The following is a 15,788-nucleotide window of genomic DNA, read 5'->3' as shown; positions in this document are numbered from 1 at the left end:
TTGCAGGTTAGATTTTTCTTGTGACGCGAATGTCGGATGCCAGCTCCGGATATATCGAAGCTGTTAGGTTGTGCTTGCTTATACAATCTGTAAATATTAGCTTTATAATAGGGAGAACAAGCAAAGGAGGTTCAGATATGTATAGTAAAATGGACTTAATCCATCATCTTGATTGTGCAGGAATTAACAGGATGGGCACTGTACTCATGCATTCATCTATGAAAAGCATAGGAGAAGTAGAGAATGGAGCTGACACTGTTCTCGATGCCATAACGGAGTATATGCAAGAAGGTCTGCTTGTTTTGCCGACACATACTTGGTCTTACATCAACGCTGAAAATCCTAGATTTAATGTGGAGTCTTCACCTGTTTGTGTGGGTATTCTGCCGGAGCTGTTTCGTAAACGGACAGGAGTCCTTCGTTCTTACCATCCGACCCATTCAGTGGCTGCTTTGGGAAAGGATGCGGCTTTATTCGTAGATGGGGATGAACGTTTCGATACTCCTTGTCATAGGAAATCTGCTTGGGGCAAGCTGCTTGAGCGTAAGGCAACGATCCTTCTAGTCGGGGTGGATCTGCGCAAAAATACGTTCATTCATGGTATAGAAGAGTGGGCTGATATTCCAGGAAGATTAACCGATACTCATGAGAGGTTATATACAGTCCTGCCAGATGGAACTGAAATAGCTGTGCCTTCTCGCAGACATCACGGTTTGTCATGGTCAGAGCATTACTGGAAGGTAGAGGACCTGCTTGAACAACAAGGAGCGATCTATAAATCGCAATTCGGGGATGCCACTATGCGGGTGTGCGATGCTGTGAAAATGACGGACATTATATCAGGCCTGTTAAAGCATAACCCTGATTTGTTTTCGGATAATGAACCGCTTCCGTCAAGGGTATGAAGCATCACCAAATTGGAATTGAAGTAAAAGTGACATGGTACCCACTCAATGGACATTGTAAAAGAGGAATGAACCAATCGGTATGAGCTCACACCGATTGGTTCATTTTTTAAGCAATTTTCAGACAAACGTAAGATCGCCTTTACGGAAAATATGGAAATATTTTACCAACAGCTAATCCTTATAGGGCAAATTTAAAATCGGCACGTCCAGAAAATCCCTGATAGCCAGCGCGCAGGCCCCCATTATACTGGATTTCTCTTCCAGCGATGATATGAACAGGTCCCGGTAATGACTGATCTGGGAATTCAGATTCTTTTTGATTTTTTGGAAGGAATCCGGATAGATCCGCAGCAAATTGCTTTCGAGTACGACAACGTCCGGATTATAAATATTAATCATGTTATTGAGGCCGATGGACAAATAATAAATAAACTGCTCCATGATCTCATGTACCTCTGTATCGCCTTCGTTTATCCACTGCCCAATCTGTTCATAGGTAACATTGGGAATCTGCTTCTTTGCCGACAATGTTTCAAAAATACTGGTTTCCGACGCGTATTTCTCCCAACAGCCCTGATTCCCGCACCCGCAAGGTTTTCCTCCTGGAACCACAATCATATGGCCGATCTCACCGGCAAAACCGTTATGTCCCCGGAAAAATTTATTATTTAAAATCATCCCCATGCCAATACCAGAATAAAGGGTCGCGCATAAGAGGTTATCGGTTTCGTGATGAATAAATACCCGTTCGGCGAAAGCGCTCAGATTCGCATTGTTTTCAAGATGAATGTCGATCCCAAGCGCTTGCTCCAAATCCTGCTTCAAATTAGCCTGCTTCCATTTCAATCGGGGAATATAGTGAATCATTTCATCGGTGGAGACGAGGCCATGCACCGCAATGACAATCCCGACAATGCCATAGCGGCTGTCTGTATAGTCCTTCTTGTAATTTGCAATATGGTCTATCAGCAGGGCCAGAATTTCGGCATAGCCTGTCGTTTCGATGGGGATGATTTTTGAGGATACGCGGCGGCCCAGCAGATCGGTCAGCATGAACGTAATCCGGCCAAATTCAAGATCGATCCCGAGCGCGTAACCGGCTTTGGCATTAATGGAGATCATCGTGGGTTTACGGCCAACCAGGTGATGCTCCAGCTGTGTCTCGACGATGAGACCCTTATCCAGTAGATCCGCTGCTTGCGCGGATATCGTGGCTCTTGTCAATGCTGTAACTTTAGAGAGATCTGCCCGGGAAATCATGCCTGCCTTTAATATTTCCTTCATGATGACAGATCGGTTAATTTTTTTGATATATGCAGCATCTCCGGTAATCATCCATATCCTCCAATTTGCGCGTGTATAGTTGGCAAGTCATAGTATATCATTTTCTGATGTTCCAGACGTGAAAGAAACCCGAACGACAGATTGACAAAACAGGGGCTTACTGATAAATTAACTCTGATATTTAATTTGTTCACTAAACAAATTAAATAGCGGTACAATTTTTCGTGAAACGTCGACATACTTAATCTTATTCGATTTGGAGGAGAAAAGGATGAAAAACTTTCTGGACCGCGATTTTTTGCTGAACAGCGATACGGCAATCCGGTTATACGAAAATGCGGCCGATCAATTGCCGATCTTTGATTTTCATTGTCATCTCAGCCCGCAGGAGGTGTGGGAAAACAAGCCTTATGCCAATCTCACCCAAGTGTGGCTCGCCGGCGATCATTACAAATGGCGCGTCATGCGCATGCATGGCATCGGGGAACGATTGATTACCGGCGATGCGGAGGATTGGGACAAATTTCAAGCATGGGCGCAAACCGTTCCTTTTCTTATAGGAAATCCGCTTTACCACTGGACGCATCTGGAGCTGAAAACCTTCTTTGGAATCGATAAGCTGCTTAGTCCGGAAACGGCGCTTGAAATATGGGAGGAATGCAACACCAAGTTGCAGCAGCCGGAATACCGCCCAAGAGCTTTTATTGAAAAATCGCGTGTTGCTTTCATTGGTACAACCGATGATCCGCTGTCTACGCTCGAATACCACCGTCAATTGAATCAGGACAAGTCCTTTACGGCTGCGATTGCACCGACTTTCCGTCCTGATGGAGCACTTGTGATCGAAGCGCCTTCATTTGGAGATTGGGTCGCCCAATTAATGAAAATAACGGGCAGGACCATCGATTCGCTGGAAAGCTTCCTGCTGGCATTGAAACAACGCGTTGATTTCTTCCATGACCATGGAGGCCGCGCGTCTGATCATGATATCCAAAAAATGGAGTATGTAACCACTACAATCGAAGAGGCCTCAACTATCTTTGAGAAAAGATTGCGCAATGAGCCTCTGTCTGCCGCCGAAGGGATTGCCTACCGCTCATTCCTGTTGAAAGAGCTTGGGAAAATGTATGCCTCCAAGCAATGGGTCATGCAGCTTCATATGGGCGCCATGCGCAATAATAATACGAAGATGAAACAGTTTATCGGCAAGGACACCGGATTTGATTCCGTAGGGGAGACCAGTTTGGCGGAAGGGCTGTCAAGCTTTCTTGATGCGCTGGATCAGGAAAACGCGCTGCCAAGAACCGTGCTGTTTAATTTGAACCCGAAGGATAATGCCGTCCTGGCGGGAATGATGGGCAATTTCTATGAAGAAGGCATACCGGGCAAGATTCAGTTTGGTTCCGGCTGGTGGTTTAATGACCATATTGACGGCATGGAGAAGCAAATGAAAGATTTGGCGAATGTCGGCTTGCTCAGCCACTTTATCGGCATGCTTACAGATTCCCGAAGTTTTCTTTCTTATGCCCGTCATGAATATTTCCGCCGGATCCTATGCAATATTCTGGGAGCCTGGGCAGAAGAAGGCCTTGTTCCCTCTGATATGGTTTTCCTGGAGCAAATGGTGAAAAATATCGGCTACGAAAATGCCCGTCGTTATTTTTTGCAAAGATAAGCTGCTCAAGCTTTTCATTCGCGGCTGCCAGTAACCGGGAATGTGCGGCGGCTGGCTGCCTGTGCGTTCTTCGCGTCCAACTTTCCTCAAGCATTCTGCGGCATATTGACGGTAAACAGCCATAATGATAAGATACAGGTGAGTAATTTGTTTACTGACTAAACAAATTAAAGGAGCGAAGCAAAACATGGGGATTCTTCAGGAATTATTAAAGAATATTCCAATTCCGCAAATGGCAAGAGTAAAAGTGAATTTTGAAAATAATAGAATTGAAGATTTGGGAAGCGAATTAATGAAGAAGCTGCAGCGGGACAAGATCCGCAGCGCAATTAAACCGGGGATGGAAATCGCGATTGCCGTGGGCAGCCGGGGGCTTGACCGACTTGTGGAAATGACGGCCGTTACGGTTCAATTTCTGCAAGAAGCCGGGGCTAAGCCGTTCATTGTACCCAGCATGGGAAGCCATGGCGGAGCAACGGCGGAGGGACAGCGCGAAGTGTTGGCGCATCTTGGCGTAACGGAGCAAAGCGCCGGCTGCGAGATCCGCTCGTCGATGGAGGTTGTGAAGCTGGGGGAGCTTCCTAACGGACTGCCGGTTTATTTGGATCAATTCGCTGCCCAGGCTGACGGCATCGTTGTCATCAACCGCGTGAAGCCCCATACAGCATTCAGAGGACCGGTTGAAAGTGGAGTCATGAAGATGATCAGCATAGGACTCGGCAAGCAAAAAGGAGCAGAAGCCTGCCATCAGCTTGGGTTCAAATATATGGCTGAAAATGTGCCGGCCATGGCGAAGATGATTATGGACCAGAAGCCGGTGCTATTTGGCGTGGCTTCGCTGGAAAATGCGTTCGACAAAGTCGCGATTATCGAGGTGCTTACACCTGGGGAAATTCTCGCAGAGGAAGAGGGTCTGCAAGTGAAAGCGAAGGAACTGCTGCCCAAGCTTTATTTTGAGCAGCTGGAGGTTCTCGTTATTGATGAGATCGGCAAAAACATAAGCGGAGACGGTATGGATCCGAATATTACAGGACGTTATCCTACTCCTTACGCCTATGGCGGACCGGATGTCAACAAGATCGCGGTGCTGGATTTGACCCCGCAAACCGAAGGGAATGCCAATGGCGTGGGAACGGCGGATTTTACGACCCAGCGCCTGGTAGACAAGATGGATCGGGAAGTGACCTATGCCAACGGTTTGACATCAACGGTGGTCGCGCCTACGAAGATAGCCACCACTTTGCCAAACGACCGGGAAACGATTCAGGCGGCAATTAAAACGAGCAATATACTTGATTTTCACAAGGTCAAAATGGTGCGCATCAAAAATACGCTGGAGCTGAGCGAGCTGGAAGTTTCAGCGGCATTGGTCGAGCATGTAAAGCAGCATCCGCAAATGGAGCTGATTTCCGATTTGTATCCTCTTTCTTTTGATAATCAAGGTAATTTAATATAAAACAGGGAGCGATAAGACATGTCGCATTTATTTGATTTGACAGGGAAAACCGCTGTCGCCTTTGGCGGGAACAGCGTGCTGGGATCCTCAATTGCTGCAGGATTGGCCGAGCATGGCGCCCAGGTAGCGATCGTGGGCCGTAATCTTCAAAAAGCGGAAGATGTGGCGAATGCCATATCCGGCAAGGGAGGCAGCGCAAAAGCGTTCCAGGCCGACGTCAGCTCGCGTGATTCTTTAATCCGTGCCGCCTCTGAAATAGAAGCCTGGGCCGGAGGCTGGGATATCCTGTTGAACGCTCCCGGCAAAAACAGCACGACACCGTTCTTTGAGCTTGAAATGGAAGAATGGGATGATATTATGAATGTGAATGCAAAAGGAGTTGTGCTGGTCTGTCAAATCTTTGCCAAGAAAATGATCGAACAGCAGCGAAAAGGCAGCATCATTAATATTTCATCTGTTTCATCAACCACTCCGCTGTCCAGAGTGTTTACTTATTCCGCATCAAAAGCGGCCCTGAACAGTATGACCCAGTTTCTGGCGCGTGAATTTGCACCGGACGGCATTCGGGTCAATGCCATCATCCCTGGGTTCTTCCCTGCGGAACAGAACCGCAAAATCTTGAATCCGGAACGAATCGATTCTATTATGAAGCATACGCCGATGAACCGGTTCGGTTCGCCGGAGGAGCTGCAAGGAGCAGCGGTCTGGCTGGCTTCAGACAAAGCCTCAAGCTTTGTAACCGGCACATTGATTCGGGTGGACGGCGGCTTTGGAAGCATGACTATATAATCCCCGGAAAAGGAAAATTCGTAAATGCCAAAAGAGTATGTAATTGGACTTGATATTGGAACGACCAGCGTGAAAGCTTGTGTATTTCATACAAAAGGCAAACTGATCGCCGCGGCGGAAGAATTGATTGCATCCTATTATCCCCATCAGGGCTGGGCCGAGCAGAATCCCGCCGAAATTGAACGGTCCGCCGTTCTCGCTGTCAGCGAAGCCATACGGCAAGCGGGGATTGATGTGGATGAGCTGATCTCGATTGGATTCTCGGCCGCCATGCACTCGCTGATCGTGATGGATAAAGGAGGCCGACCGCTGTCGCCTGCGCTTATATGGGCCGATGGCAGAAGTTCCGACCAAGCCGAGCAGCTAACGAAATCTGTGCGGGTTCATCTTTATGAAAAAACAGGGACCCCGGTCCATCCGATGACGCCTTTCGTAAAGCTGCTGTGGATGAAAGAAACCGGCTATGAGCCTTATCTTAATGCCGATTCTTTTATGTCCATTAAGGAGTATTTGATTTACTGCTGGTTTGGCGAGCGGAAGATTGATTATTCGATGGCATCGGCAACAGGTTTATTTAATCCGGCCACGCTTGATTGGGAGCCGGAACTCTTAAGTCTGGCAGGGATATCCGCCAAGCAGCTATCCGCTATTGTTCCTCCAACCACGAAATTATATGAAATCCGGCCGGATATTGCGCAGCAAATGGGCATTCCCGGCGAGCTTCCTTTTGTCATCGGGGCGGCGGACGGGCAGTTGTCGAATTTAGGCATTGGCGCCATTCTGCCGGGCGAGGTTGCGGTTTCGGTAGGGACAAGCGGAGCGATCAGACAATTTACGGATCACGCCAGGGTCAGTCCCAGCCAGGAAACGTTCTGCTATTCGTTTACCGGGGAGACTTTTATTGTCGGGGGACCCACGAACAATGGGGGGATTGCGCTGCAGTGGTTAAAGAACCTGCTTCAGGATGAAGGAAGCTTTGAGTCATTCCTTGCTGCAGCGGAGCAGGTTGGCCCGGGCGCTGAGGGCCTGTTCTTCCTGCCTTATCTTAACGGCGAAAGAGCACCCCTGTGGAATCAGCGGGCCCGCGGGAATTTCCATGGCATTGCGATCACCCATAAGAAAGCGCATTTTGTACGTGCTGTTCTGGAAGGGATCACGTTTAATCTCTACCAGATCGGCAGAGCCTTGGAGAAACTGGCCGGCAGCTCCGCCAAAATCTATGTGAATGGCGGTTTGGCGAGATCGCCGTTATGGCTGCAAATGATGGCCGATATATTCGATGCGGAGATTTATGTTTCGGAGAACCATCATAGCGCCGCCTGGGGTGCAGCGTGGACAGCTTTGGTTGCTTTGGGGCAGGTGCATTCCTTTGAGGATATCAAACGGAACATCCCGATGGACAGCCCTGTGATTCCCAATAAGGCGAACTGTGACCGGTATCAATCCATATATGCGCAATACGAGAAACTGGCTAACAACGCTGCATTACTTTTCTGATTATCCAATAAACATGAGCAAAGGACGGCTTCCAGCCGTCCTTTGCTCATGTTTATTGGGGTCGCAAATAATCAAGGAGTGTTTTTTTGAGAATGGACAGCTGCAGACCGGCATCCAGATCCGACTCCAGGAGGAGGATGTTTTTTTGCAGGGACAGTTTTTTGGAAAATAATCCGAAGGTGTTGATAACTGTGGTTAACGTCTCCATGACCGGAATATCGGAGCGGATCGATCCGTCTTCCATGCCGTTTCTGATAATTTTCGAATATTGTTGGGATATCTTACGGTTCAGGGAATTGAAATGCGCGATATCTTCCAGAGGTTCCTTGGAGTGAGAAGCATAACTTTCAAAGTCGACCATGAATTTGATGCTCGAATTGAGATGGTCGTCGATAAAAAAATCGAATAATTGTTCCAGTTTTTCCAGACAGGTCAGCGGCAGATCAGCGACATATTGAAAATGATGAAGCATCGGTTCCAGCAGCTTGGCCGCGACTGCGACAATCAGCTTTTCTTTTTTGGGGAAATAGCGGAACAAGGTGGCGATTCCGATATTCGCTTCGCCGGCGATGTCCTGCATCGTGGTTTTCTCAATGCCTTTGTCCGTAAAAATAAGCTCGGCGGCATCGAGAATGACCAGCAGCCGCTGCTGCTTGCCGTCAGACCGTTCTTTCTCGTATCTTGTTTTCGGATCCATTGGGAATTGACCTTTCAGAAATCGGTATTGCGATCATAAATATTATATCGGCAGGTTATCCTTTAATCAAGACGGATTGAGCTTTTTGAATGGAGGTGATATAATAAATACCGTAGTGATAGTGGCACTATCACATCTATAAAAAATTGACCTCAAAGGAGATTTTAATATGACCCGTCTTACGGATAAAGTAGCCATTATTACTGGAGCAGGAAGCGGCATGGGACGAGAAGAAGCTCTTTTATTTGCGAGAGAAGGAGCCAAGGTTGTCGCAACCGATATTAATGAGGCGGCCGTTCAGGCAGTGGTAAAGGAAATCGAGGCAGGCGGTGGGCAGGCGATCTCATTTGCGCACAATGTCGTTTCGGAGGAAGAATGGAACAAGGTCGTGGAGGGAACGATTCAGTCTTACGGCAAAATCGATGTTCTTGTCAATAATGCAGGGATTTCTCTCGCCACAGGGCTTCTTGATACGACGATTGAACAATGGAATAAAGTTATCAACATCAATTTGACCAGTACCTTTCTCGGAATGAAAAGCGTTATTCCATCTATGCAGGCCAATAACGGCGGCTCAATCGTCAATATATCCTCCATCGCGGGTCTGACGGGCAGCAGCGGTGCCGGCGCCTATACCGCATCCAAAGGCGGAGTACGCATGCTGAGCAAAGCGGCGGCCGTCGATTTCGGCAAGGATCATATCCGCGTCAATTCGGTTCACCCGGGCTTTATCGAAACACCGATGAGCTCCGAATTTGTGAACAACAAACAAATGCTGCAATGGTTCCTGTCGCAGACGGCACTGCCAAGAGTTGGCCGTCCATCTGAAGTAGCTGAAGCCGTCTTGTTCCTGGCTTCCGATGAGTCCGCATATATTACAGGCGTCGAGTTGCCCGTGGATGGCGGCGTAACCGCGAAATAAAAGGAAATACCAAATGGCGTTCCCAGTATATAGATGAATATAAAGTTTGAAGACCCGCGATACCACGCGGGTCTTTCTTTTGTCCTATAGGCAACAAGAGTGGCGGCTATGACGTTTCCCAAGTGATAAGAGGGTGTTTTTTGGCATAAGAGACCGGGGATAGATTCGTTATTTTGCTGAATTCCCGGTAGAAGGAAGAAGCGCTCTGGAACCCGCACTGCTCATAAATTTCCGTGACGGTCAGGTCGGTTTGAGCCAATAGACGCTGGGCAGCCTGTACACGGTACTGCGTCAGATATGTTTTGAAGCCTTCGCCCATCACCTCCTTGAACAAATGGCGCGCCCGCGAGGCGCTCAGAGACATGGATTGGGCAACATCAGCCAGGCGGATGTCTTCCTGGTAGCGGGACTGGATATAAGCCAGTCCTGCTTGGAGGATGGTATATTTACTGTACAAGCTCTGCCATGTTTTATCGCTTTCGGTGTGGTAATGACGCAGCAGGAGGGAGGCAATTTGATACAACAAGCTTTTTGTCATTTGACCATAGGCTGCCTGTTTGCCTGCCAATTCTTCCTGTATCTCCATAATGAACGCTCCGATTTTCCGGGCAGCGGGCAAATCCGCAGCGATGCGGTGAATAAAGTGGCGGCGGTCGAAGAAAAAAGGACGAAGGAGATGAAAATCCATTTGCTCCAGGGTAGAGGCTTGAAAGAACAGAAACAGATTGGAGCAGGTTTCCCCTCGATAGGATTTGGAGGTATGTCTTTCCACATTGTTTACGATGATCAGATCACCCGGGGATATGTCATACTGCCGTTCCTTAAAATAGAATACGCCTCTGCCGGAGAGACAGTAACAGATTTCCAAGGCTTGATGCCAGTGCGGGATTTCCGGAATTGTGGAGAGCGTCCAGGGAACCAAGGCGATTCCGGTTTCCGGATTCGTGTTGTGGTTGATTTGGATCGCCTCGACGGTCTGAATAATATTCATGCATCCACCTGCCTTCTCTTTCTCGTTTTCATTATAATAGGCGGAAGGAAACAGGGAAACCATGATATAGCCGTTTATGGGAAAAAAACGGACATTACTGTTATTGTTTCAACGGCAGATTGCTCGTAACATAAGGGTATTCCAGGAATCCGAAAGGAGTTATCCATATGACCGCTGCGCATGGGCTGCCTTACCGTTTTGAGTTTGATCAGGAAGAGCTGGCAGAGATACGAGCTTGTAACGAGCAGCATGGGTTTGCGATTGTCAAGAACATGCTCCCGCCAGGCATGGTGGAGATGCTGAAGGCGGAGGTGCGTCGTGTTCTGGAGGATAATGCCCGTTCATCGCCTGACGACACGCAGGTTTCCGTTAATTTCATGGAGGTATCGCCTGTGTTCGCTACACTATTGACGTATGAACCGCTCATGTGCATTGCCCGTGAGCTTCATGGACACGAGCCGATCACCTTGAACAGGTCGGCGGCGATCTATAAGAAGCCGGGAGCCCGCCCAATGTCATGGCATACCGACTGGGTGCCGCTTGCGCATCCTTACGGGGCGGATGCGGTTCTGAACAATTCCGGGGCTTCGTCGATGTGGTTCTATTTGAATGGTATTGATGCCAAGCGTGGTGGACTTGCCATTATTCCCGATTCGCATAAGGAGGATTGGGAGGCTCCCGAGGGGTTCGAGTTTACGGCCAGGAAAGGCTCGTTCCGCCGGATCGGCAGCGAGCTGCCCGCGCATGACAGGATGGACGATGTGCCCGGAGCGATGCCGGTTATTGCAGAGCCCGGGGATCTGATTATTTTCGCGGAACGAACCTATCATGGCGTTTATAAACACTGCGGCTCCGTAACGCGGTTGAGCTGTGCGATGAGCTTCCGGAATACAAACTATCAGCCGGGGCAAGTGTGGCCGCTTCCCGAGTCGGCAGGACGGTTTATCAGCTCCTGCTCTGATGAAGTGAAGCCTTTGGTGGAGAAATACTTAGGGATCGACCGGATGTGGATTAGCAGTTCCGCGCCTTAACCCGGGCCGCACCCTATTAATTAGAGGTTTGCTGATGCTTGTGATTGCGAGAGGACAGGGAGGCAGTGCAGCCGCCCTGTTACGAGGACGGGCAGCTGCTGCGGCTGACAGCGGGGACAGCTTCTGAGCCGATGACTGCATAGCAGGGGCGGAATACGGGATTTAGCTCGCGGCTTACGCCTTGGGAGTCCTTCATGGTGACAGGTTCGCTTTCGAGAGTAAAAGCAGTGAAACGCGCTTGCCTGCCGATCATGCCGTCCCTGTATGTATCAAGTCCCAATAATTCTGCCGGATGACTGGACACGCAATCGATGACTTCTTCCAGTGAGAGTCCCACAGCCAGCATTTTGGACATCGTGGTTGCCAGATCCCAGACCGGACCATTGACATTGCGGGCATGGAGGTCGGTGCTGATTGAAAATGGCTTGCGGCCAAGGGCTATCGCCCGTTCCGCCACGTCAAAGCTGAAGCTCGCCGCTCCATGGCCGACGTCGAACAAGACTCCGCGGTCCCAGGCTTGCTCCGCTTGCGGAATCATGCCTTGATGGTTGAACAACCCCCAGCGCTTCCCATGATAGCAGTGGGTCACGATATCGCCTTTGCCCAGAACGGGCAGAATATCTTCCAGCAGCGGCAGAGGCTCTCCGACATGAATCATCAGCGGGAGCTGCGCCTCTTCGGCTGCGCGTTTGGCTAATTTAACGATTTCGATTCCGAGGCCGCGCAGAATGACACCGCTTGCCCTAAGCTTGATTCCTTTAATCGTGCCGGGGTTGCTGGCGATACAGGCCATTAACCGGTCGATATTCAATTTCTCGAGGCTGTCGAGCTCGCTGACTTCGCTTGCATAGGTCAGACCGATCGAGCCCAGATTAATAAAGGAGAAGATAGGATAGGAGCGCGGCGCGACAATATATTCCCGGAAGCCGGTAAAGTTCGCTTCTCCGGCGCTGCCCGCGTCCACCAGTGCGGTTACCCCAGTCCGGGGACCGATTTCATCGGGATGGAGACCAATATTGGACACTCCGTAATAGACATGGGTATGCATATCAATCCAGCCGGGGGACAGCAGAGCGCCGTTCAGATCTATGATCTTCAGGTCCGTGTGCAGAGGCAGATTCTGCCTTGCCTGTGCCACGATCCCGTGTTCATTGATGAGTATATCCGTTAGTCCGGTATCATGCCGATGATGGAAACCGCATAATACGGCATTGCGGATCAGTAAACCGTTCATGAATTTCCCTCCTTGTACCCTATTTCAGTCAGGCCAGCGGATCAATGACTGATAGCTCAGATCGGCAGGGTTGGTCGATTCCAATTGCGGATGGACGGGAGCTTCCAGATTCCTTTGGATTTGTTCGCATACCAGCTCCATTTCTCCGTCAAGCAGTTGGCAGGGATCAAGCTGAAACGAGCCGGTATCCGCTTCATGAGCCCTTACGCGGATCGTCGGATTACCGGCAGCCAGCAGCTGACAAAGCTCGAATGCACTAAGCCCTGCTTCGGTCGGATGAACGTGAATTTTCAGGCGGGTGACAGGGTTCCCGGTCGGATCGGCAGTCCGTTCCACGTGGATGCCCTTGAACTGTTTCAAAAAGTCAAAAGCATAATCAATTCGTTGTTCCTCTACGGTACGAATCGCTCCTGCATCCCGCTGCAGCCACTGCTCCAGTGCCTCCATGACGCCTGCGATGCTTTCTTTCCCCACCTTCATCGTCCTTCCGATTCCTTTCTCCTGCATGTAACAAGCTCTGACCAAAGGCAGACAGCCTGCAATGATGCCCGATGTCGGCCCGCCCAAAAATTTATGGCCGCTGTAAACGGCAAGTTGGGCGCCGCAAGCCAGGAATCCCTTCAGATCGTATTCCGAGGCGGCATCGATAATAACGGGAATACCGTATTCCGCGCCGATTGCGCAAAAGTCCTGAAGTGAGATCAATCCGCTCTGTACAGCGTGATGCGAGGCGACATATACGAGGGCTGCCGTGTTGTCGTTTATGGCGCCGCGCAGCTGGTAGCAGCCGCATTGTGTGGCCGAGCCAATTTCCACACAGCTTGCCCCGGTAATGCGGATCGTTTGGGCGAGGCCGGCGCCGAAAGAAACCGAATGCCCTTTCTGGATAATGATTTCGCTGCGCATGGAGGCGGTATCCGGGAGCTGTTCAATGTACCACAGATCGCTTCCCGTCATGCAGGCGGCAGTCGCAACGGCAATACCGGCGGCGGCACTGGCCGTGATGCAGCCGGCTTCGGCTCCGGTCGCTCTGGCAATCAGGCTGCCGGCCTTCTGCTGGAGCTCCCGCATATCTACAAATTCCGGCAGAATCAGGTTCATAGCCTCGATAACGCGTGGGCTGACCCTGGATGAGCCGAGATAGGTCATCGTGCCCGCTGCATTGATTACACGCTTCAAGCCGAGCTTCTGATAAATGTCCACCTTCATCATCACTCCTAAATTCCCGAGAGATTAACCTTCGGCTTTCTGTTCCTCTTCCCACAGGTTGATAGCTTGCTTGACGAACCCGTCGCCTTTGCTTAAGAAACGCCTTGCTTCATCGGCGCCGCTGCCTGTCTTGATCATTACGATAGCGGTCTTAACCTGGTTATCGGATGACTTGAAGGCCGCTTCAATTTCTTCATCGGAAGCGGCAGTCGCCATCCGGATAATCCGCTTCGAGCGGAGGATCAGCTTCTCATTGGAGGGATTCAGATCGACCATCAAATTGTCATAAACCTTGCCTGTCCGTATCATCGAAGTCGTCGTGAGCATGTTCAAGATGAGCTTCTGGGCTGTGCCAGCCTTCATCCGGGTGGAGCCGAGAATAACCTCGGGGCCAACGACCGTTTCGATCATGACATGGGCGAAGGGACCCATCGGCGTTCCATCGTTATTGCTGATGCCGATAACGGATGCGCCGATGTCTCTGGCGCGCTTCATGGCACCGAGAACATAGGGGGTTCTCCCGCTGGCGGCAAGTCCCACGACAACATCGAGCGGCGTAACTCCGCGGCCGTCCACATCGGAAGCGCCCAGCTCCGTATCGTCCTCGGCGCCTTCAACCGCTTCCTGAATGGCCTGAGCACCGCCTGCAATGATGCCCTGGACCATATCCTTGTCCGTGCCATATGTGGGCGGGCATTCGGATGCGTCCAATATGCCCAGCCGACCGCTTGTGCCGGCTCCGAAATAGAACAGGCGTCCCCCTCGCCGGAAGGCTTCGATAATCAGATCTGCCGCTGCGGTGATCTGTGGAATGCTTGCGCGGACCTTCTCGGCGATCCGGCTGTCCTCATCATTAATGAGGCGCAGGATTTGCTCGGTGGATAGCTGGTCGATGCGGCTGGAGGCGGGGTTTCTTTGTTCCGTAGTTAAAAAATCAATATATTCATTCATGAATAACCTCCGATAGCGGGTATGACATCCAGTTGGGGATGAGCTTCTATTGATCCAGCAAACCACGCGCTTTCAGTTCATGCAGCGCCAATCTGGCTGCCCCCTCGGCAGCCGGCAGGCTTGCAAGCTGAAATTGGGCTTCGCCGTCTTCGCGCCCGATCCGTTCGATGAACATTTGGCGGTAGCAAGGGCTGTGCTTAAACAGTGAACCGGACAAGACAATCGGCGACCTGCCTAATAAAGAATGTTTTCGGCGGAGAGTCAGGGCAAGAACCGCCAGCTCACAGGCGGTTGACTCCAGAATGCCGCGGGCGACAGGGTCGCTGCGCTGCTCGGCTTCCATACATAATGAAGCGAATTCGGCGATATCCCGTTTCCTAATGGAAGGATCATAGATATAAGCTTTCAGGTCCGTAATCGCGGCGAAGGAGTAGCGTTCCAGAATCAGGGGAGTCAGCTCGGTGGCGGGCAGTACGCCGTCGTAGCTTTGCATGACGGCTTGAAGGGATTTCACGCCAACAGCATATCCGCTGCCTTCATCGCCGAGAAGGTGGCCCCATCCTCCGACACGATACTGCTCGCCCTGCGGTGTAATTCCATAAATAATGGAACCTGTACCCGCAATGGCAACGGTCCCGTAGTGGACTCCTGCAGCCATCAAGGCGATTTCCGCATCCGTGCGGATGAAAGTCCGGAAAGCTGTATTTCGCTGCTGTCCATAACAATTTAGTATTTCGTTTACCCGGCCAATCTCCTGTTCTGAAGATACCCCCGCCAGTCCCAGACACACGGCCCCAAGCCTTCCTTTAGGACCGATCCGTTTCAGGAAACGGTCGATGATTTCAGCAAGCCTCATCTCCATGATTTCAAAGGTGACAGCGTGGGGATTGCTCGCGCCGGTAAGATGGCGATCTACTACATGGCCGCTTTCGTCTGCCAGAACGGCTTCCGTTTTTGTGCCGCCGCCATCGACTCCGATGACGTATCGCATAGTTATCACCTTCCTTTTAGGTTGGCTTTGAGAACCAGTATAAACGATAATAAGCTCATCTGTAAAATTAAATATTATAATAAAAATAAATATTGAAATATTATTTCAATCTTTTATAATAGATGTTAACAAACCCTACATAATTAAATCTTC

14 protein-coding genes are annotated in these 15,788 nt (G+C 50.2%); 7 read left to right on the top strand and 7 right to left on the bottom strand.

Annotated features, from left to right (window positions below; translation table 11 throughout):
* The first annotated feature begins 137 nt into the window (after positions 1 to 137).
* On the top strand, positions 138 to 905 hold the full coding sequence (locus IEY46_RS16135; protein WP_188992991.1) for an AAC(3) family N-acetyltransferase: 768 nt from the start codon (positions 138 to 140) through the stop codon (positions 903 to 905).
* A 174-nt stretch (positions 906 to 1,079) separates the two neighbouring features.
* Here IEY46_RS16135 and IEY46_RS16130 read toward each other — a convergent pair whose 3' ends face one another.
* Positions 1,080 to 2,243: an ROK family transcriptional regulator gene (locus IEY46_RS16130; RefSeq protein WP_188992990.1), complete on the bottom strand. Its 1,164-nt coding sequence runs from the start codon at positions 2,241 to 2,243 to the stop codon at positions 1,080 to 1,082.
* 220 nt (positions 2,244 to 2,463) lie between these two features.
* Between IEY46_RS16130 and uxaC the strand changes: the two genes are divergently transcribed.
* From uxaC to IEY46_RS16110, 4 genes are all read left to right on the top strand, one after another.
* Positions 2,464 to 3,867 carry a glucuronate isomerase gene (gene uxaC, locus IEY46_RS16125; RefSeq protein WP_188992989.1) on the top strand — a complete coding sequence of 468 codons (1,404 nt, stop codon included), beginning with the start codon at positions 2,464 to 2,466 and terminating at the stop codon, positions 3,865 to 3,867.
* A gap of 187 nt (positions 3,868 to 4,054) precedes the next feature.
* The gene (locus IEY46_RS16120) at positions 4,055 to 5,323 is read left to right on the top strand and encodes a nickel pincer cofactor-dependent isomerase, group 22 (RefSeq protein WP_188992988.1); all 1,269 of its coding nucleotides are present in this window, start codon (positions 4,055 to 4,057) and stop codon (positions 5,321 to 5,323) included.
* Positions 5,324 to 5,341: 18 nt separating this feature from the next.
* A complete protein-coding gene (locus IEY46_RS16115; RefSeq protein ID WP_188992987.1) occupies positions 5,342 to 6,112 on the top strand; it encodes an SDR family oxidoreductase in 771 nt (256 codons plus the stop codon).
* 24 nt (positions 6,113 to 6,136) lie between these two features.
* Positions 6,137 to 7,609 carry a gluconokinase gene (locus IEY46_RS16110; RefSeq protein ID WP_188992986.1) on the top strand — a complete coding sequence of 491 codons (1,473 nt, stop codon included), beginning with the start codon at positions 6,137 to 6,139 and terminating at the stop codon, positions 7,607 to 7,609.
* 52 nt (positions 7,610 to 7,661) lie between these two features.
* Here IEY46_RS16110 and IEY46_RS16105 read toward each other — a convergent pair whose 3' ends face one another.
* A complete protein-coding gene (locus IEY46_RS16105) occupies positions 7,662 to 8,306 on the bottom strand; it encodes a TetR/AcrR family transcriptional regulator (protein WP_188992985.1) in 645 nt (214 codons plus the stop codon).
* A 169-nt stretch (positions 8,307 to 8,475) separates the two neighbouring features.
* Between IEY46_RS16105 and IEY46_RS16100 the strand changes: the two genes are divergently transcribed.
* Complete coding sequence (locus IEY46_RS16100) at positions 8,476 to 9,228, top strand: SDR family NAD(P)-dependent oxidoreductase (RefSeq protein WP_188992984.1); 753 nt, start codon at positions 8,476 to 8,478, stop codon at positions 9,226 to 9,228.
* Positions 9,229 to 9,334: 106 nt separating this feature from the next.
* Here IEY46_RS16100 and IEY46_RS16095 read toward each other — a convergent pair whose 3' ends face one another.
* Positions 9,335 to 10,219: a helix-turn-helix transcriptional regulator gene (locus IEY46_RS16095; protein ID WP_188992983.1), complete on the bottom strand. Its 885-nt coding sequence runs from the start codon at positions 10,217 to 10,219 to the stop codon at positions 9,335 to 9,337.
* 167 nt (positions 10,220 to 10,386) lie between these two features.
* Here IEY46_RS16095 and IEY46_RS16090 point away from each other — a divergent pair, with 167 nt between their 5' ends.
* Complete coding sequence (locus IEY46_RS16090; RefSeq protein ID WP_188992982.1) at positions 10,387 to 11,250, top strand: phytanoyl-CoA dioxygenase family protein; 864 nt, start codon at positions 10,387 to 10,389, stop codon at positions 11,248 to 11,250.
* A 79-nt stretch (positions 11,251 to 11,329) separates the two neighbouring features.
* Here the strand turns inward: IEY46_RS16090 and IEY46_RS16085 are convergent, their stop codons facing one another.
* Genes IEY46_RS16085 through IEY46_RS16070 form a run of 4 tightly spaced genes read right to left on the bottom strand, consistent with a single transcriptional unit; the run spans position 11,330 to position 15,635 of the window.
* Positions 11,330 to 12,484, bottom strand: coding sequence for an amidohydrolase/deacetylase family metallohydrolase (locus IEY46_RS16085; RefSeq protein ID WP_188992981.1), 1,155 nt, complete (start codon positions 12,482 to 12,484; stop codon positions 11,330 to 11,332).
* 24 nt (positions 12,485 to 12,508) lie between these two features.
* Positions 12,509 to 13,687, bottom strand: a complete 1,179-nt coding sequence (locus IEY46_RS16080; RefSeq protein ID WP_229750320.1) for a PLP-dependent aminotransferase family protein — start codon at positions 13,685 to 13,687, stop codon at positions 12,509 to 12,511.
* Positions 13,688 to 13,717: 30 nt separating this feature from the next.
* On the bottom strand, positions 13,718 to 14,644 hold the full coding sequence (gene murQ / locus IEY46_RS16075; protein WP_188992979.1) for an N-acetylmuramic acid 6-phosphate etherase: 927 nt from the start codon (positions 14,642 to 14,644) through the stop codon (positions 13,718 to 13,720).
* A 46-nt stretch (positions 14,645 to 14,690) separates the two neighbouring features.
* Positions 14,691 to 15,635 (bottom strand): N-acetylglucosamine kinase, encoded by a 945-nt coding sequence (locus IEY46_RS16070; protein WP_188992978.1) that lies wholly within the window; start codon positions 15,633 to 15,635, stop codon positions 14,691 to 14,693.
* Between the last annotated feature and the right edge of the window lie 153 nt (positions 15,636 to 15,788).

Origin of the sequence: Paenibacillus nasutitermitis (assembly GCF_014641075.1) — a bacterium.
Taxonomy (GTDB): Bacteria; Bacillota; Bacilli; order Paenibacillales; family Paenibacillaceae; genus Paenibacillus_Z; species Paenibacillus_Z nasutitermitis.
This window is presented reverse-complemented; position numbering and strand designations above follow the sequence as displayed.